We start from the raw sequence: 19,281 nt of genomic DNA on the forward strand, positions 1-19,281 counted from the left end.
TGATGGAATACAGCTTATTACTAAGTTGAAGAGCAATATGAAAGGGGCTTTGATGAGCGTCTCCGATAAGCTCTTGCTCAGAAAGAGGGCTATTATAGAAACCGTGAATGATGAGCTGAAGAATATTGCACAGATAGAGCATTCCAGACACAGATGCTTTGATAATTTCATCGTCAATCTGCTCGGTGCTATTGCTGCATATTGCTTGTTCCCAAAGAAGCCGTGCATCAATGTACAGAGGACACTGGATACACAACTTGCACTATTCTAAATTCGTCGAACTCACGTTAACTTTAGTATATTTAATCGTATTTTTGTCTGAAAATAATCAATGCATAAAAAGACAAAATTATGGATACCGCGCTTTTACCATTCGCTCTACTTTGCCTTACTTCCTTTTTTACTTTGACCAATCCTTTGGGAACGATGCCGGTTTTTCTCACCATGACTCGCGGCATGACCGATGCCGAACGGCAAAGTATTGTACGCCGCGCCACCATCGTTTCGTTTGTCACTTTAATGGTGTTTGCCTTTGCCGGACAATTTCTTTTTAAATTTTTCGGGATTTCCACCAACGGCTTTCGTATTGCGGGCGGATTTATCATCTTCAAAATAGGATTCGACATGTTGCAGGCCCGATATACGCCCATGAAACTGAAAGATGAGGAAATCAAAACTTATGCGGATGATATTTCCATAACTCCCCTCGGCATACCTATGCTTTGCGGTCCGGGCGCTATTGCCAATGCCATAGTACTGATGCAGGACGCCCATACCTATGAAATGAAAGGAGTGCTTATCGGAACTATCGCCTTTATCTATTTACTTACTTTTTTCATTCTTCGCGCTTCCACCCGCTTGGTCGATTTGCTCGGTGAAACGGGAAATAATGTAATGATGCGTCTGATGGGACTTATTCTGATGGTTATCGCGGTTGAATGTTTCGTCAGCGGAGTGAAACCGATATTGACCGATATCGTAAAAGACGGAATATTGATGATTTGAAAAACTGCAAATCATTAAAAAAGGTCTGTATTTCCTTTTCCATCCTGTGTGATAGAGAGGATTCTTTGGGAAGAAGTGCTTTATTCTTTTAATTTTATTGCTTCGATAAAAAGCGTTTTATGGCTATTCAGCGGTTGCCACATCCCATACAACAAGCATGGATAAAATAGCTGTTTTGGCGGACGGAAATAGTTCCTTTTCTTCATGCAAGTCAGTCACACACAATGTTTATATGCTTGAACGAGTGATGTGCGTGTACCGACTGGGCTTACTCCGGCAAGTTATTGACAGCCTTTTCAATGAACTCATTTTATTTACTGCCGAGTCGCTTAGGATTGGTTGTTTTCTTAATGAACCATTGATATAATAGAGGCAATAGATGATTTTAATCGACAGGATGTTTCTTAAAGGACGAAATGTGCGTATATTTGCATATATAAATTAAATGAAACGAAAAACGGAATGGAAAACTTTAGTGAATTGATCAGAAACCGCAGAAGCATGCGTAAGTTTACCGGTGAAGAGTTGTCGCAGGACGAAGTCGTTGCGTTGATGAAAGCGGCGTTGATGTCGCCCACATCGAAACGGACGAATAGCTGGCAGTTTATTGTGGTTGATGACAAAGAGACACTGAAAGAGTTGTCGCGCTGTAAAGAGCATTCGTCTTCTTTCATTGCCGATGCAGCATTGGCAATCGTCGTCATGGCCGATCCGCTGGAGAGCGATGTGTGGATTGAAGACGCGTCCGTCGCTTCCATCATGATACAGTTGCAGGCGGAAGATTTAGGCTTGGGAAGCTGCTGGGTTCAGGTCAGAGAGCGGTTCACGGCAGCGGGAATTCCGTCGGATGAATTTATTCACGGGCTTCTCGATATTCCTTTGCAACTTCAGGTGCTTTCGGTGATTGCCATCGGGCATAAAGGTATGGAACGCAAGCCTTTCGATGAAGCGCATCTGCAATGGGAAAAAATTCATATCAATAGATTCGGAGGAAAGTAAGCTATGGCTGCTGTAAAGGCGAACAATAAAAAAGATACTTACAGGGCGACGGCCGTCTCTTTTATCGTGATCGGCCTGCTTTTTCTGATCGATAAGCTGATGCATTTCGCATCGGTCGGGTTACCTTGGGTGATGCATAAAGACAACTTGCTGTTGTACGTTTCCATCTGTTTCCTGATTTTCAAACGCGACAAATCAGTCGGATTGGTACTGCTCGGACTTTGGCTGGTGATCAACATCGGTTTGGTGACTTCATGGCTCGGTTCTATTTCCGGCTATCTGCTGCCGTTGGCATTGCTCGTGGCGGGCGGGATACTCTTGCTTGCTTCCAAACGATAAGAGGAGGGTGACGGATGAAGAGAAGTATTGAAGATACGTCAATTGTTTTTATCGGTGCGGGAAATCTGGCGGTGAATCTTGCAAAAACGCTTTACCGCAAAGGTTTCCGCATCGTGCAAGTATATAGCCGTACCGAAGAGTCGGCTTTCGCTTTGGCAAAGGAAGTCGAAGCGAAGCACACGACAGACTTGTCGGAGGTGGTGAACGATGCGGAGGTGTACATTGTTTCTCTGCGAGACGATGCTTTTGTGAGCCTTTTGCCCCGCATCGCCTGCGGAAAGGAGCGGGGGTTGCTGGTGCATACGGCGGGAAGCATCCCGATGGATGTATGGGAGGGACATGCCCGGCGCTATGGAGTGCTTTATCCTATGCAGACCTTCAGCAAGCAGCGTGAAGTCGATTTCCGCGAAGTTCCTTTCTTTATCGAGGCGGGTACTGCCGAAGATGCCGAATTGCTGAAGAAGATTGCCGCTGTGCTTTCGACCAAAGTGTACGACGCTACTTCCGAACAGCGGAAGAGCCTTCATCTGGCGGCTGTTTTTACCTGTAACTTTACCAATCACATGTATGCGTTGGCAGCCGCATTGCTTGAGAAGTATCATCTTCCGTTCGAGGTCATGTTGCCGTTGATCGATGAAACTGCCCGGAAAGTGCATGCATTGTCGCCTCACGATGCCCAGACAGGGCCTGCGGTGCGCTACGACGAGAACGTAATGAACCGGCATTTGTCCCTTCTCTCCGATTCTCCGGAGTTGCAGGAGATTTATAAACTAATTAGCAAAAGTATCCATGAGCACCATTAATTACGATTTAGCCCGGATCAGGGCATTGGCTTTTGATGTAGACGGCGTACTTAGCTCCACTACCGTACCGTTGCACCCTTCGGGCGAACCGATGCGTACGGTGAACATCAAAGACGGATATGCCATCCAACTGGCGGTTAAAAAAGGATTTCCCATTGCCATCATCACGGGCGGGCGGACAGAGGCCGTAAGGGTTCGTTTTGTCGCTTTGGGCGTAACCGATATCTATATGGGTTCTTCTGTCAAGATACACGATTATCGCGCTTTCCGTGACAAATACGGGCTGAAGGACGAAGAAATTCTTTATATGGGCGATGACGTCCCCGACATAGAAGTGATGCGCGAATGCGGATTGCCTTGTTGTCCCAAAGATGCCGTGCCCGAAGTAAAGACCGTTTCCCGCTACATCTCTTATGCCGACGGAGGTCGAGGATGCGGTCGCGATGTGATAGAGCAGGTGTTGAAAGCGCATGGAAAATGGATGGCGGCCGATGCGTTCGGCTGGTGATTGTAAATAATGAATTCGTATTTTGATTATGCCTCTTGAAAACCTGAAGAAATATCAGATTATATTGGCTTCCAATTCGCCCCGTCGTAAAGAATTGATGTCCGGGCTGGGAGTCGATTACACGGTGCGCACTTTACCCGATGTGGATGAGTCTTATCCGGAACACCTTAAAGGTTGTGAAATTCCCGAATATATAGCCCGTGAAAAAGCGGCGGCTTACCGTGATTCCATGAAGCCGGGAGAACTGCTGATTACCGCCGATACGATTGTCTGGCTCGACGGCAAACTGCTTGGAAAGCCTGAAGGCAGGGAAGGAGCGGCAGAAATGCTGCGTTCGCTTTCGGGAAAGGCGCATCAGGTCTTCACCGGTGTCTGTCTTACTACGACAGAATGGCAGAAAAGCTTCACCTCTTCTTCAGACGTCGTGTTCGATGAACTTTCCGAGGACGAGATTCAATATTACGTCGACGCATACCGGCCGATGGATAAGGCAGGAGCGTATGGCGTGCAGGAATGGATCGGATACATCGGTGTGAAGTCTATATCGGGAAGCTTTTATAATATCATGGGACTTCCCATACAGAGGTTGTACGGAGAGCTGAAGCGTTTGTAAAAAAAAGCCGGTGCCGGGAATACCGGAGGCAATGCCTTTGGAAACAGTCTGTGGTATCCGGCCCGTCGCTTTTGGATAATTTCCGATTGCCATGGATGAAACTTACAACAAATCCAGCATCAGCGGAATATCTTCTGCGCGGATGCCTTGTTCGAGAAGCGCGGCTTCATCTTTCCGGAACATAATAATAAATTGTTCTTTGCTTTCGCCCGCCGCAATCGCTTCCTTATAAAGGTCGGCCGCTTTCCGGATATTTCCCATTGCCCATGCCACATGCCCTGCATTCATGTAATCAATCGCCAACGGCTTTCTGTCGATAATTTTTTCATAATACTTCATTGCCTGCTCGTGTTTGTGCCCGATAAACGAACACCACCCGATTCCTCGCCAGGCTTTTATGCTGTTGTTTTGTATGAAGTCGAGCTTGAAGAAGTAGTTTAACGCTTCTTCGTTTTGTCCGAGTTCTGCCAGACAACTGCCGATGTGGAAAACAATCTTCGTGTCTTCCGGGCTTACTTCTTCCGTCTTCTTGTAATACGTCAAAGCCTTACGGTAATCTCTGTTCAGCCGGTAGCATACGGCTAAGTGTCTGTTATTCCATACATTGTCCGGTTTGAGTGTGTCCGCTTTCAGGTAAGCTTCAATTGCTTCGGCATATTTTTTTTGTTTTTGCCGGGCATATCCCAGTTTTTGGTAACATTCGGCGGCATCTTCGGCGAACAGTCCGGCGGCTTCCATCTCTTTGTAAGCTTCGGTAGCTTCTTCCCACCGTTCTTTTTTCAGGTAGAAGTCGGCGATGGGGAACAGCACTTCTTTTTGAGAAAGCATATTGCTAAGCGCCGGGATATGGTGCAAGTCGAGTTTTTCTTTGAAGAAATCTCTGAATTCCTGTCGCCGTGTGCTGAGTTTGAAGAAACGATACAAGTCTTGCAGGTATTGATTGCTGATGGTTCCGGGACGCTCGTTGAATTGTTTGATATTCTCCACATTCGACTGTTCCGCCATTTCCGAAATCTGTTCCTGCTGACTGCTCAGTTGGCTTAGCAACATTTCTTTTTGCGCTTTGGGGAGCTGTTGGATTATGAATAAAAAGGAATATTTGTCGCTGTTGCTGAAGAAACCTGTTTCGAGAATGAAGTCCAGCGTGCCCTTCTTTTCCTTCGCGTCTTTTAATATCCGGTAAACATCGGGTTGCTGTTTGCTGAACGGATAGAACCAGTTGTGAATCTCTCTGAAGAAAGGAAAATTCTTCAAGGCAGCAAATGTACTCATATATACATCGGCTCCTTCCATTTGCAACTCACTCATCTCCCGAAGCTTGTCGCCAAGTCCGCTTTGTTCGAAAGCGTCCATCCAATCCGGATTTTTATCATCGCTTTCATCATCGCTTTCTTCCAGGCCGAACCGCATATCGCGTATGGAGGAGACGCTTTTCATCATTTCCGGTATAATCTCTTCCCTCATCTTCTTGTCAATCTTTTCCGTTTCCTGAGCAAGCAATAACTGACGGTAGATGCGGGCGACGTCTTCCTTGAAAGAACCGGTATCGCCCATAAGTACGATTCTTTGAATCAGTTCCGGATAAAGATAAATTCGATTCCGGTATATGTGTAAGACGATGAGCAAACCGACCACTGCTCTTTGAGATACGCTTACGTTGGGGTGCGTGTAGGCATCCAGCAGCCACATGGCTTTGCTCAAGTCGAAACATTCCATCAGGCTTAACGTCACGGCGCTGGCAAACAAGCACAAATCGTTTGCGCCGGACAATTCGGATGTAAGCATAGCCTGCGCGTTTTTCTCTTCATCATCGCTCCATCCGCTATTGGTCCATGTGTTTAGAAAAAGTGTTTTAAGGGCGTTTTCGTGCCGTTTCAGGGCTTCATCTATTTTTTCGTCCGACTGTAATCCGCTTATGGCCAAATCATCATTAAAACCTTCGAGGATATGCGTCGTTTGTGTCGGATTGTTTGTACCGGAATCTGTCGTTTGAGCGGTATGCCGCACGATATGATAATATTTGGAGGATACGCCATCGAGTGTGAACAACCTTGCCCGATCGGCAATTTCCCAGGCTTCTTTCAACAGTTTACGATATACTTCCGGACGTTCGGGGTCGTCTGCTCCCTGACGCATGTAATCCAACATGTAGTTGTACGAAGTTTGCAGCTGCTCCAAGTGCGTTCGCAGTTTCCAGTCGGCACACTGCCAGAGCAAAGACTCCAGTTGTGTCAATGCTTCCTTGAGCCTTTTTTCTTGGAGCAAAATGCTTATGTAGGCATATTGTTCGTTTATTGTTTTTTCATTCATCATAATTCTCATATTTATGCTTCTCTTTATCTTCCCGCAAAGTATCCTATTCGGTTATAAAAGTACAAAAAGAATGCCAAATACGAAATTAACTTGTACCTTAACTGAATATGAAAGGGTATTATAATCGCTATGGAATAACTTTCCCACCGCCCATAAAACAGCAAACCGGAAATACCGTTTTAGCTCTGCTTGCACAGGCAAAATGATATTTCCGGCTTCTCAAGTTATTATCTTCCGACAATGGATTACTCTTGGATAGCAGCAATACCCGGAAGAACCTTTCCTTCGATCGCTTCGAGCAATGCGCCGCCACCGGTAGATACGTAAGATACACCGCTTGCAAGGCCGAATTTATTGACACAAGCTACGGAGTCGCCGCCGCCAACGAGAGAGAACGCGCCGTTTTTCGTAGCTTCTACAATAGCTTCGCCTACCGCGCGCGAACCGTGCGTAAAGTTTTCAAATTCAAATACCCCTGTCGGACCGTTCCAAAGAATAGTCTTGGAGTCTTTGATTACTTTTGCGAAAATTTCTTCTGTTTTCGGGCCGATATCCAAGCCTTCCCATCCATCGGGAATTTCATTCACTGCGCAGAATTTAGTGTTCGCGTCGTTAGAGAAAGCGTCGGCAATCTTTGCGTCTACAGCCAAAACCAGATTAACGCCTTTTTCTTTGGCTTTTTTCATCAGGTCCAAAGCCAAATCGAGCTTGTCGTCTTCACAAATAGAGATACCGATTTTGCCGCCCATTGCTTTGGTAAAGGTATAGGTCATACCGCCGGCAATAATCAGGTTGTCTACTTTGTTCAGCAGATTTTCGATGATTTCGATTTTCGAAGAGACTTTAGAACCACCCATGATAGCGGTAAACGGACGCTTGATGTCGTTCAAAACCTTATCTACCGCTTTTACTTCTTTCTCCATCAGGTAGCCGAACATCTTATTGTCAGTATCGAAGTGTTTAGCGATCAGTGCGGTAGAAGCATGAGCGCGGTGAGCGGTTCCGAAGGCGTCGTTCACGTAACAGTCGGCATAAGAAGCCAGCTTCTTGGTGAACTCTTTCTGGCTTTCTTTCACAGCTTTCTTTGCAGCCGCTTTCTCTTCATCCGTAGCGTCTTCTGCCAAGCCTCTCGGTTTGCCTTCTTCCTCTGCGTAAAAACGGAGATTTTCGAGCAACAATACTTCTCCGGGTTTCAATGCCGCCGACTTCTTGACAGCTTCTTCGCCCATGCAATCGTTGGCAAACTGAACTTCAACACCCAACAATTCGGAAAGATGTTTCAGGATATGCTTTAAAGAAAATTTGTCAGTCACGCCTTTCGGACGGCCCAAGTGAGAACCGATGATGATGCTTCCGCCGTCTGCAAGAATCTTCTTCAGGGTAGGAAGAGCCGCGCGCATACGTGTGTCGTCTGTAATGTTGAAGTTTTCGTCCAGAGGTACATTGAAGTCCACGCGAACAAATGCCTTTTTACCGGCAAAATTGAAATTGTCAATTGTTTGCATAATACTCTATTTTTATTTAAAAGTGTTTTAAAAAATCTTCTTCGATAGACCGCAAAGTTACTATTTATTTCTGTTTCTTCGCAATTAATTCTTTATTTATTCGCTGCTTTAGAATCCTCTTTGGTTACTTTATAGGTGTCTGAGAAATGTTTGCACATTAATTGCAAACCACATATATCACATTTCGGGGCACGTGCCTGACAGATGTAGCGACCGTGCAGAATGAGCCAATGATGAGCGATGGGGATCAGTTCTTCCGGAATGTTTTGGGTCAACTCTTTTTCTACGCTAAGCGGTGTGGTGCATCTTTTCGGCACCAGACCGATGCGGTGGCTTACACGGAACACATGTGTGTCTACCGCCATGGCTGCTTTTTTGAATACTACCGACCGGATGACGTTCGCTGTCTTTCGTCCCACACCCGGAAGTTTAGTCAGGTCTTCAAGATTGTCGGGAACTTCACTGTCGAACTTCTCGACCAGCATGCGTGCCATTCCGACCAAATGCTTGGCCTTGTTGTTCGGGTAAGACACACTGCGTATATATTCGAAAATCACTTCGGGAGTGCTCGCTGCCAACACCTCCGGAGTGGGGAAATCACGAACCAGAGGAGGAGTAACCATGTTTACCCGTTTGTCGGTGCATTGGGCGGAAAGAATCACTGCTATCAACAATTCGTACGGATTGTTGTAATGTAATTCCGTTTCGGCTACCGGGACATTTGCCTTGAACCAGGCGATTACTTTTTCATATCGTTCTTTTTTTCTCATCGCAGTTTGTTTTTATGGTAATGGGGCGTTACTTTCAGGTTGAAGTAAAGCATGGAGAGTACTGTGAGGCAAGCGCCGAACAGATATGCTTTGTCGAACGTGCTGATTTCTGCAATGTACCCTCCCGTTAACATGCCGATGCCGATGCCGACATCCCATGATGTCAGATAAGTGGACGTGGCGGTTCCGCGTTTGCTGTTCGGCGCAAGGTTGACAAACAGCGTATTGAACGCCGGAAACATGATGCCGAATCCGATGCCCAGCAGTAGGGCAATGCCGAAGAATACCGTGCGGCAAACGTTCTCGTCCCATCTTATCAGATATACGCAGGCGGAAAGCAGAAAGAAGCTGAACACAACGATGTACAGCCCGGCAGAGATCACCTGGGTGATTTTCCCTTTATCTACCAGTTTGCCCGAGAATATACGCGAGACAGCCATTCCCAGGGCCATGAAAGTGAAGAAAAATCCTGTTTTCGTGTCGAGTCCTATCTCTCGGGCGTACATCGCCACGTAATTGGTGGTCATTCCATAGGGAATGGACAGCAAAAGCAAACTGAAACCCGCAGGCACTCCTCTCAGCAGGATGAAGCGGTCGAGTGAAATAGGCTCTCTTTCTACCGGCGGTTTATATGGTGTTCTGATGATGCATGCGGCGAGCATTCCCAGCATACAGGAAGCAAAAGCATAAATGAATATAGTGGAAAATTGAACGCCCGCATCGTGCAAGAACAATCCGAACATGGGACCGACGGACATGGCTATGTTATTGGTCAGTCCATAGTATCCCAATCCTTCTCCTCTGCGTGAAGAAGGCATAATGTCTATCACCACCGTATTGCCTGCTACGGTTACCGTTCCGAACGAGACGCCGTGTATGATGCGGAACATGATGAAAAGGGTGAGCGACCCGGCAATGAGGTAGCCGGCGAACATCATTGTGAAAATAAAGTAGGCGAACAGATAAAGCGGCTTTCGGGCAAATGTGTCGAGCAGATAGCCGGAAAAAGGACGGATACAGAGGGCTGCCACCGTATAACATGAGAGCACGATGCCGATTGTGGAGTTTCCTGCTCCGAAAGATTCGGAAAGATAGAACGGGAGTACGGGAATCAACAACCAGAAGCCAAAATATAATAAGAAATTGGCTGCCAGGATGAAACAGTAGCTGTAAGTTATGAGTCTATCCTTTGCCACTTTTTAAAAGATTAGAACGTTTTGTAACCGGTAACCGATCATGCTGTTTTAGTTGGTCGTCGGCCGTTTCTCTGCTTATTTCAGCTTTTCAGCCTTTTTGCACCATATATTATTTATGATGTAAATTTTGCCTGTTTATTATCGTTGAAGGTGTGTCTGCAAAAAAGAGACACACCTTCAACGATTTTTTAATAGGCTGCTTCGAATTCTTTCAGGAAGCGAGTATCGTTTTCTGAGAACATGCGGAGGTCTTTCACCTGATATTTCAGGTTAGTGATTCGTTCTACCCCCATTCCCAAAGCATATCCGCTGTATATTTTGCTGTCGATTCCGTTGGAGTCGAGCACGTTCGGATCCACCATGCCGCAACCGAGAATTTCCACCCATCCGGTATGTTTGCAGAACGGGCATCCTTTTCCGCCGCATATATTGCAACTGATGTCCATTTCCGCGCTCGGTTCCGTAAACGGGAAGTACGACGGGCGCAAACGTATCTTTGTGTCGGCGCCGAACATCTCTTTGGCGAAAAGCAACAATACTTGCTTCAGGTCGGTAAACGATACGTTCTTGTCGATATAGAGCGCCTCCACCTGATGGAAGAAACAGTGCGCGCGGTAGCTGATGGCTTCGTTGCGATATACACGCCCCGGACAGATGATGCGGATGGGAGGTTGTGAAGTCTCCATCACCCGGCTTTGTACGGAAGATGTATGCGTACGCAATACCACATCGGGGTGAGACTCGATAAAGAACGTATCTTGCATGTCGCGTGCGGGATGATCTTCCGCAAAGTTGAGGGCGGAGAACACATGCCAGTCGTCCTCTATTTCAGGGCCTTCGGCAATGCTGAATCCCAGACGGGCAAAAATATCGATGATTTCATTGCGTACGATAGAAAGCGGATGACGAGTACCCAGTTTAACGGCCGATGCCGTTCTTGTCAGGTCCAATCCTTCGCTGTCGTTATTCTGGCATTCGAACTGTTCTTTCAATGCGCTGATCGTTTCTTGCGCTTTGTTTTTCAATTCGTTCAATTTCATCCCGACTTCTTTCTTCAGTTCGGCAGGAACGTTGCGGAAGTCTGCCATTAAATCGTTTATGGCTCCTTTTTTACTGAGGTATTTGATGCGGAGCGCTTCAAGCTCTTCGGCATTGGAAGCGTGCAAAGCTGCCACTTCTTGCAGAAGTTGTTCAATCTTAGCTATCATCTTTCTATATATTGTATTTCAGTTCGTAGATAAAAACCTTGCAAAGATACAACTTTATCAGAAACCATCGAAATAATTTAGGGCTTTGTGCGGATATATTCTTTTTCCGGCGCTGCAATCGGTTTTAAAAAACGAAAAAATATTGCGGGATACCGGAGAAGTCGCCGTAGGAATAAGCTCGTTCTGTTCTGTCTTATTTCTTCTTATGCGGAGGGAAGCTTCCGCTCTTTCCGATGCAAAAAAGATTGTCGTTCGCCATTTGCGAAAGAGGCAGTGTAATTTTCCGGTATATACCGGAAAATTACACTGCCTCTTTAACCGCAACTGCCGAAGTTTGTCAGGATTAGCTGCAAGTTTATTGTGAGAATTCTAATTGCTTTAGCTCCAACTGTCGAAGCTTATCAGTTGCTGAATACTAATCCGTCTTTACCGGCATCCACAATGATGGGCTTGCTTCGGTCTACCTCCTGCGAGAGAAGTTTTTTCGACAAGTCGTTCAGCAAGTAGCGTTGAATTGCTCTCTTCACGGGACGTGCGCCGAATTCGGGATCATATCCCACTTGCGACAGGAAGTCTACGGCGGGTTCCGAAAGTTTCAGTTCCACTCCATTATCGGCAAGCATCTTTTGCACACTCTTAATTTGGAGAAGAACAATCTTCCTGATTTCTTTCTCCGTCAGCGGCAGGAACATGATTGTTTCGTCGATACGGTTCAGAAATTCGGGACGAATCGTCTTTTTCAGCATATTCATCACTTCTCTTTTCGTCTCCTCGATGATTTCTTCTTTGTTGCCGCCGTTCATTTTTTCCATCTGGCTTTGTATATAGCCGCTTCCCATGTTCGAGGTCATGATGATGATGGTGTTTTTGAAGTTCACCAGCCGGCCTTTGTTGTCTGTCAGCCGTCCGTCGTCGAGCACCTGTAGCAAAATATTGAAAACATCGGGATGCGCTTTTTCGATTTCGTCGAACAGTACTACCGAATACGGCTTCCGGCGGATCGCTTCGGTCAGTTGTCCGCCCTCATCGTAGCCTACATATCCCGGAGGCGCGCCCACCAAACGCGAAACGCTATGCTTCTCCTGATATTCGCTCATGTCGATGCGGGTCATCATGCTTTCGTCGTCGAAGAGGAACTCCGCCAATGCTTTCGCCAGCTCCGTTTTTCCCACACCGGTGGTACCGAGGAAGATAAACGAACCGATGGGGCGTTTCGGATCCTGCAAGCCTGCGCGGCTCCGGCGCACGGCATCGGATACGGCCTCTATGGCTTCATCCTGTCCGATTACACGTTTGTGGAGTTCTTCTTCCAGATGCAGCAGTTTGTCCTTTTCGCTTTGCAGCATCTTGCTTACGGGAATTCCGGTCCACCGCGAAACCACATCGGCGATGTCCTCCGCGTCCACTTCCTCTTTGATCATCGCTTTGTCTCCCTGCATTTCATGCAATTGTTTCTGTGTCTCTTCGATTTCCCGGTTCAATTCCTGAAGTTTTCCGTAACGTATTTCGGCCACTTTCCCGTAGTCGCCTTCGCGCTCGGCTTTATCCGCTTCGAATTTCAGATTCTCTATTTCCACCTTGTTCTGCTGTATCTTGTCCATCAGCGCTTTTTCGCTTTGCCATTTCGCTTTGTACGAGGTTTCCTGTTCTTTCAGTTCGGCAAGTTCTTTGCCTATAACTTCGAGTTTAGGTATGTCGTTCTCACGTTTGATGGCTTCTCGTTCAATCTCCAGTTGTTTGATTTTCCGGGAGATTTCGTCCAGCTCTTCCGGTACGGAGTCGACCTCCATACGCAACTTGGCTGCCGCTTCATCCATCAGGTCGATGGCCTTGTCGGGGAGGAAGCGGTCGGTAATGTATCGACTGCTCAGCTCTACGGCAGCAATGATGGCATCGTCTTTGATGCGCACGTGGTGATGATTTTCATAACGTTCTTTCAGTCCGCGAAGAATGGAGATGGTGCTGAGCGTATCCGGCTCGTCGACCATCACAATCTGGAAACGTCTTTCCAAAGCTTTGTCTTTTTCGAAATACTTCTGGTATTCGTCCAAAGTCGTTGCCCCGATGGAACGGAGTTCCCCACGCGCCAACGCAGGCTTGAGGATGTTGGCGGCATCCATCGCTCCTTCGCCTTTCCCGGCGCCTACCAGCGTATGAATCTCGTCGATGAACAGGATGATGTCGCCATTCGACTTCTTCACTTCGTTGATAACCGACTTCAATCGTTCCTCAAACTCTCCTTTGTATTTTGCGCCTGCCACGAGAGCGCCCATATCCAACGAGTAGACCTGTTTGTTTTTCAGGTTCTCCGGAACGTCGCCCCGCAGAATGCGGTGAGCCAACCCCTCGACAATGGCCGTTTTACCCGTACCCGGTTCACCTATTAATATAGGATTGTTTTTGGTACGCCGGCTCAGAATCTGAAGCACTCGCCGTATCTCTTCGTCACGCCCGATTACCGGATCGAGCTTTCCGCTGCGTGCGGCTTCGTTCAGGTTGATGGCATATTTTTCGAGAGACTGATAAGTGTCTTCACTCGATTGCGACGTTACTTTCTCGCCCTTTCTGAGTTCGTTGATGGCATTGCGCAGTTCGCTCTCCGTCATACCCGCATCTTTCAGAATGGTGGAGACGCTGCTTCTGACCGTCAGTAATGCCAAAAGAATATGTTCCAGAGAAACAAACTCGTCGCCCATCTCTTTGGAATACTGTGTCGCTTTTTGCAGCACTTCGTTCGTTTCACGGCTCAGGTACGGCTCTCCGCCCGATACTTTCGGCAAAGATTCCGTCTGGCGTTCTGCTACGAGCGCTACTTGCTGCCCGTTCATTCCCAACTTCTGAAAAAGGAAATTGGTGACGTTCTCGCCTGTTTTCATTACTCCCAGCAAAAGGTGTGCGGGGTCGATAGCCTGTTGCCCCCGGCTTTGCGCCAGATTTACGGCTGCCTGTACCGCTTCTTGCGATTTAATGGTAAAATTGTTGAAATTCATATCTTTATTTCTCCTTTCTTTTCTATTTTTAATAACACCCTTCAACGCTCAAAAGATTTGCCAGCGTGGGAAAACTGCCAATATTGCATCGTAAACAGCCGTTTTAAAGACAGAATGGCTCGATGTAATTGTTTGGTTATGACAAAATTACATATTTTTTGACTATTCTAAATGTATCTCTTTTCTATCGAACTCGCTTTGTCGTCCGGTTGAGGCAAGCTGCTACAGATGTGTTTTTTCTTTCTTATAGATAAACAATTTCGATTCGAAATGATAAAAAACGGCGGGAATACACCATGTCATCAAACTATAAATAGTATCTTTACACTTTGTAATCAAAATAAGACTATGTGTATGACAGAGAAACCTCAGATAAAACTTTCGGAAACAGTGGTGCTGATAGACGCCGCTTTCTTGAATTTCGTAATCGCCGATATGAAAGCTTATTTTGAAGCCCATTTACAACGTAGCTTGCAAGAGATCGACCTTTCCGCATTGGCCATTTACCTGACTTTGGACGCCGGGATTGCAGAAGGGGATAACGATGTGCAATTCATATTCGTGTATGATAAGGATTCCGCCCGTCTGCTTCATTGCCATCCTTCCGACTTGAAGGAAGAACTGAACGGGGTTGCTTTCCGGTGCCGGTACGGGGAATACAGTTTTGCCGGTGTCTCTTCCGAAGGAATGGTATCGCGCGAAGAATTGTTTATGGATATTCTGGCGATAATTTCCGATTCTGCCGAAGTGAAAAAGATGATTGTAGTTTCGTTCAACGAGGAATATGGAGACAGAGTAAGTGCAGCTTTGGATGAAGTAAAGAAAAAGGAGGTGATTCAGTTGCGGATGAACGAGCCGGAAAATACGTTGGAATACAAGTGGGATATGCTGGCTTTCTCTGTGATGCAGGCGATGGGAATCAGGGCCGAAGAACTTTAGGGCAGACTATCGTTTCGATGTGCTGTTGCAGCGTGGGGGCGGAATCAGGGCCGAAAAACTTTAGGGCAGTCGGCAGGCGAGACTTTCAAGAAGAAAACGTGAAAACGTTAATGGAGGCTTGCCGGGATGCTCTTTTACAGAATATGCTTAAGAATAACTCCCGCAAACATTTGTTTTTTAGTCACGCGGTAGCTGAATGCCCCAAGTGTGAACCGTAAAATAAGCCCCACAAATAATTGTTTTTTAACCACCCGATTACCAAAATTCAATAATCCGTGTCCGATTTTCGTTTGAAAGTATTCCGAAGCGTAGCGAAGAATCTCAGCTTTACCAAGGCTTCGCAGGAGCTGTTCGTCAGCCAGCCCGCCATCACCAAGCACATTCAGGAACTGGAGAGCTGCTATGAGGCGCGGTTGTTCCACCGCGAGGGAAACAAAATCTCTTTGACGGAGGCGGGGAAACTGTTGCTGAAGCATAGCGAGAAAGTGCTGGATGATTACAAACAGCTGGAATATGAGATGCATTTGCTGCACAACGAGTTTATAGGCGAGCTGAAGCTCGGAGCCAGCACCACCATTGCACAGTATGTGTTGCCTCCGTTGCTTGCCAACTTTATCGAAAAGCATCCCAAGGTGAACCTTTCTTTGCTCAACGGGAACTCCCGTGAAATTGAAACTGCTTTGCAGGAACATCGCATCGATTTGGGATTGGTGGAGGGAATCTCGCGCCTGCCCAACCTGAAATACACCCGGTTTTTGGAAGACGAACTGGTAGCTGTGGTCAATGCCTGCAACCGCCTGTCTCTTCCCGAAGAAATAACTCCCGAAGACTTGCGGCGAATTCCTTTGGTTCTTCGCGAACGCGGTTCGGGAACGCTGGATGTGTTCGAACGCGCGCTTTCGCGTTTCGGCATCAAACTCTCGTCGCTCAATGTCCTGATGTATCTCGGCAGTACCGAAAGCATCAAATGTTTTATAGAACATACCGATTGCATGGGCATTATTTCCGTCCGTTCCATTTGCCGGGAATTGTCGGCGGGACAATTGAGGGTGCTCGAAATAGCAGGCATGCCGATGATGCGCGAGTTCGACTTCGTGCAATTGCAGGGAAAAGAAGCCGGACTGGCACAACGGTTTATGGATTTTGCAATCGGCTGCGGCAAGAAATGTTGAGGGGCTTGGGCGGTCTTTTCAAAGCCCGCCGCCTTTGAAAAAAAGCCCGCCGTGTTTGTTTTCAAAGCCCGCCGCCTTTGAAAAAAAGCCCGCCGTGTTTGTTTTCAAAGCCCGCCGCCTTTGAAAAAAAGCCCGCCGTGTTTGTTTTCAAAGCCCGCCGCCTTTTTTTCAAAGGCCGCAGTGTCTTTTTCAAAGCCCGCCGCCTTTTTTCTGCGAACCCACAGTCCTTCCTGCGAGAACCCTCCACCTCTTCTGTGAAAGCCCACTGCCTTTCGCGAGAAATCTTCCACCTTCTCTGCAAAAGACCTCGACCCTTTTCGCGAAAACCCTCGACCTTTTCCATGAAAACCCTCCACCCTTTTTCTTTTCCGGGCAATGGGCTGTTTCCGTACATACGGATTATGCCTGAAATCGATTCATTTCCGCTATCTTGAGGCGGATTGCCCAATATTATTTTCTTTACCGATATAAAAACGGATTCGGTTAAATCAAGATTGAACCGATGTCGTGTTTTTTATCGCGTTCGGCTTTCCGTGGTTCGTCTAATTTTCTACCTTTGTAGTCTAAACCAATATTTGTGTGGCGATGAAGTATAAATTGTTAGTTCTCGACGTAGACGGAACGCTTCTCAATGAGGCAAAGGAAATCACGAAGCGCACATTGTCGGCTTTGCTGAAAGTTCAGCAAATGGGAGTGCGCATTGTTTTGGCTTCGGGCAGACCTACGTATGGTTTGATGCCCTTGGCTAAAGCTTTGGAGCTGGGGAATTACGGCGGTTTTATCCTCTCTTATAACGGTTGCCAGATTATCAGGGCGGAGAACGGCGAGGTGTTGTTCGAACGGCGCATTAATCCTGAGATGCTGCCGTATCTGGAGAAAAAAGCCCGTAAGAACGGATTCGCCATATTTACTTATCACGATGATACCATTATCACGAACGACTCGGACAACCGGCATATCCGTAACGAAGCGCTTCTGAATAATCTGAAGATTATCAAGGAAGAAGAGTTTTCCACTTCGGTAGATTTTGCTCCATGCAAATGTATGTTGGTGAGCGACGACGAGGAAGCGCTGATCGGCTTGGAGAACCATTGGAAAAAAAGGTTGGACGGAGCGTTGGACGCTTTCCGTTCGGAGCCTTATTTCTTGGAGGTGGTGCCGAGTTCCATCGATAAGGCGAATTCTTTGGGAGCGTTGCTCGAGCAGTTGGGCGTGAAGCGTGAAGAGATCATCGCCATAGGAGACGGGGTGTGCGACGTAACCATGATTCAATTGGCGGGTTTGGGCATTGCGATGGGGCATGCGCCCGATTCGGTGAAAGCGTGTGCCGATTTTGTCACCCTCTCGAATCAGGAAGACGGCGTGGCCGTAGCGGTTGAAAAAGCCATTCTGGCGGAAGTGCGGGCGGCGGATGTTCCGCTCGACGAACTGAACGCCCGGGCGCGTCATGCTTTGATGGGAAATTTGGGTATTCAATATACGTATGCCGCCGAAGACCGTGTGGAAGCGACGATGCCGGTAGACCACCGCACGCGCCAGCCGTTCGGTATCCTTCACGGGGGCGCTACGCTTGCGCTGGCGGAGACGGTGGCGGGGATGGGGTCGATGATTCTTTGCCGCCCCGATGAAATGGTTGTGGGGATGCAAGTCAGCGGCAGCCACATCTCATCGGCCCACGAAGGCGATACGGTGCGTGCCGTGGGCACTGTGGTACATAAAGGACGTTCGTCTCATGTATGGAATGTGGATGTATTCACATCTACCAATAAACTGGTGTCTTCCATACGAGTGACCAACAGTATTATGAAAAAAAGATGATTGTTGAGGAAAAAGAGTTGTCGGTAAGGATAGAAGCATTGGTGGGGGAGAAGCGTCCGTTCGCATGTTATCGTCTGCCCGGCGAAGAGAATATCCGCCTGCTGCAAGGAAACATACATACCCTCCGCTTGCTTTCCGGTTTCGACGAACTGAACGGAAAGAGAGGATTCGTTATGGCGCCGTTCGAGGTGAATGGAAATTCTCCGCTTGTGCTGATGGAGTGCGAACAGGAGCCGGAGACGGTCTATACGAATTGGCAGGACGGGGGGAGGCTTACCGGTTATGATGGCGATGAAAACGGCTGCAAAATCTCTTGCACGAAAGAATATGAAGCATGCTTCCGTCTTTTTATGGAGAAGTTGGGCGAAGGGGTATTCGATAAGTTGGTGCTTTCACGCAATCAGACCGTAGAGCGGACGCCCGGTTTCTCTCCGGTCGGGGCTTTCCGTGCCGCTTGTGTCCGTTACAAGCACTCGTATGTTTATTTATGCTACACTCCTCATACCGGGCTATGGCTCGGAAGCACTCCCGAGATACTTCTGTCGGGCGAACGCAACGAATGGCATACGGTGGCCCTCGCAGGCACATTGCCTTTGCAAAACGGAGGTTTGCCCCATGCCTGGAGCGAAAAGAACCGGAAAGAACAGGAGTACGTATCGGCCTACATACGGAAGCAATTGCATTCGCTGGGCATTCATGCTGCGGAAGAGGGGCCTTATCCGGTTTATGCCGGAGCTTTGTCGCACCTTAAGACAGACTTTCGTTTTTCATTGCATGACCGGATTCGTCCGGGCGACTTGCTTGCGCTTCTTCATCCCACTCCGGCCGTATGTGGCCTGCCCAAAGAACGGGCTCACGCCTTTATTTTGGAGAATGAAGGTTACGACCGCAGCTATTATTCGGGTTTTATCGGCTGGATGGATCCCCGGGACCGGACAGACTTGTACGTCAATCTGCGCTGTATGCACATTGAAGAGGAAAACCTCGTGTTGTATGCCGGAGGCGGACTGATCGCTTCTTCGGAACTGAATGACGAATGGATGGAAACGGAAAAGAAAATGCAAACGATGAAGCGTTTGACTCAATAAACTAAAACAACAAAA

General features: G+C 47.5%; 18 protein-coding genes. 11 read left to right on the forward strand and 7 right to left on the reverse strand.

Annotated features, from left to right (window positions below):
• The 7 genes from C234_RS0105380 to C234_RS0105410 all read left to right on the forward strand — a co-directional run.
• Positions 1-271 (forward strand): transposase (locus tag C234_RS0105380; protein WP_154656391.1); only part of this gene is annotated, 271 nt, incomplete at its 5' end.
• An 80-nt stretch (positions 272-351) separates the two neighbouring features.
• Positions 352-1,005, forward strand: a complete 654-nt coding sequence (locus tag C234_RS0105385; RefSeq protein WP_027324931.1) for a MarC family protein — start codon at positions 352-354, stop codon at positions 1,003-1,005.
• A 462-nt stretch (positions 1,006-1,467) separates the two neighbouring features.
• Positions 1,468-2,004, forward strand: coding sequence for a nitroreductase family protein (locus C234_RS0105390; RefSeq protein ID WP_027324932.1), 537 nt, complete (start codon positions 1,468-1,470; stop codon positions 2,002-2,004).
• A gap of 3 nt (positions 2,005-2,007) precedes the next feature.
• Positions 2,008-2,343, forward strand: coding sequence for a hypothetical protein (locus tag C234_RS0105395; protein WP_027324933.1), 336 nt, complete (start codon positions 2,008-2,010; stop codon positions 2,341-2,343).
• 14 nt (positions 2,344-2,357) lie between these two features.
• Positions 2,358-3,146, forward strand: a complete 789-nt coding sequence (locus C234_RS0105400; protein ID WP_027324934.1) for a Rossmann-like and DUF2520 domain-containing protein — start codon at positions 2,358-2,360, stop codon at positions 3,144-3,146.
• A complete protein-coding gene (locus C234_RS0105405) occupies positions 3,133-3,654 on the forward strand; it encodes a KdsC family phosphatase (RefSeq protein ID WP_027324935.1) in 522 nt (173 codons plus the stop codon). Before C234_RS0105400 ends, C234_RS0105405 begins: the two co-directional genes overlap by 14 nt.
• 28 nt (positions 3,655-3,682) lie before the next feature.
• Positions 3,683-4,267, forward strand: a complete 585-nt coding sequence (locus C234_RS0105410; protein ID WP_034536983.1) for a Maf-like protein — start codon at positions 3,683-3,685, stop codon at positions 4,265-4,267.
• 102 nt (positions 4,268-4,369) lie between these two features.
• Here the strand turns inward: C234_RS0105410 and C234_RS0105415 are convergent, their stop codons facing one another.
• The 6 genes from C234_RS0105415 to clpB all read right to left on the reverse strand — a co-directional run bounded on the left by C234_RS0105415 (position 4,370) and on the right by clpB (position 14,249).
• Complete coding sequence (locus C234_RS0105415) at positions 4,370-6,577, reverse strand: tetratricopeptide repeat protein (RefSeq protein WP_027324937.1); 2,208 nt, start codon at positions 6,575-6,577, stop codon at positions 4,370-4,372.
• Between the two features lie 248 nt (positions 6,578-6,825).
• Positions 6,826-8,085, reverse strand: a complete 1,260-nt coding sequence (locus tag C234_RS0105420) for a phosphoglycerate kinase (RefSeq protein WP_027324938.1) — start codon at positions 8,083-8,085, stop codon at positions 6,826-6,828.
• A gap of 92 nt (positions 8,086-8,177) precedes the next feature.
• On the reverse strand, positions 8,178-8,855 hold the full coding sequence (nth, locus tag C234_RS0105425) for an endonuclease III (protein WP_027324939.1): 678 nt from the start codon (positions 8,853-8,855) through the stop codon (positions 8,178-8,180).
• Positions 8,852-10,051, reverse strand: a complete 1,200-nt coding sequence (locus C234_RS0105430) for an MFS transporter (RefSeq protein WP_027324940.1) — start codon at positions 10,049-10,051, stop codon at positions 8,852-8,854. Before C234_RS0105430 ends, nth begins: the two co-directional genes overlap by 4 nt.
• Positions 10,052-10,239: 188 nt before the next feature.
• Positions 10,240-11,259, reverse strand: coding sequence for a phenylalanine--tRNA ligase subunit alpha (gene pheS, locus C234_RS0105435; protein ID WP_021644938.1), 1,020 nt, complete (start codon positions 11,257-11,259; stop codon positions 10,240-10,242).
• Between the two features lie 401 nt (positions 11,260-11,660).
• A complete protein-coding gene (gene clpB, locus C234_RS0105445; RefSeq protein WP_027324942.1) occupies positions 11,661-14,249 on the reverse strand; it encodes an ATP-dependent chaperone ClpB in 2,589 nt (862 codons plus the stop codon).
• Between the two features lie 354 nt (positions 14,250-14,603).
• On the opposite strand from clpB, the gene C234_RS0105455 reads away from it, so the two are divergent.
• Both C234_RS0105455 and C234_RS0105460 read left to right on the forward strand, forming a co-directional pair.
• The gene (locus C234_RS0105455) at positions 14,604-15,188 is read left to right on the forward strand and encodes a DUF6621 family protein (RefSeq protein WP_027324943.1); all 585 of its coding nucleotides are present in this window, start codon (positions 14,604-14,606) and stop codon (positions 15,186-15,188) included.
• A gap of 275 nt (positions 15,189-15,463) precedes the next feature.
• Positions 15,464-16,360 (forward strand): LysR substrate-binding domain-containing protein, encoded by an 897-nt coding sequence (locus C234_RS0105460; RefSeq protein WP_027324944.1) that lies wholly within the window; start codon positions 15,464-15,466, stop codon positions 16,358-16,360.
• Positions 16,361-16,421: 61 nt separating this feature from the next.
• Here the strand turns inward: C234_RS0105460 and C234_RS18150 are convergent, their stop codons facing one another.
• A complete protein-coding gene (locus tag C234_RS18150; RefSeq protein WP_282705524.1) occupies positions 16,422-16,553 on the reverse strand; it encodes a hypothetical protein in 132 nt (43 codons plus the stop codon).
• A gap of 392 nt (positions 16,554-16,945) precedes the next feature.
• On the opposite strand from C234_RS18150, the gene C234_RS0105470 reads away from it, so the two are divergent.
• Complete coding sequence (locus C234_RS0105470; RefSeq protein ID WP_021644945.1) at positions 16,946-18,178, forward strand: Cof-type HAD-IIB family hydrolase; 1,233 nt, start codon at positions 16,946-16,948, stop codon at positions 18,176-18,178.
• Positions 18,175-19,266, forward strand: a complete 1,092-nt coding sequence (locus tag C234_RS0105475) for an isochorismate synthase (RefSeq protein ID WP_027324946.1) — start codon at positions 18,175-18,177, stop codon at positions 19,264-19,266. The genes C234_RS0105470 and C234_RS0105475 overlap by 4 nt, the downstream gene beginning before the upstream one ends.
• The last annotated feature ends 15 nt before the right edge of the window (positions 19,267-19,281 follow it).

It is taken from the genome of Bacteroides pyogenes DSM 20611 = JCM 6294, from assembly GCF_000428105.1.
Lineage (GTDB): Bacteria > Bacteroidota > Bacteroidia > Bacteroidales > Bacteroidaceae > Bacteroides > Bacteroides pyogenes.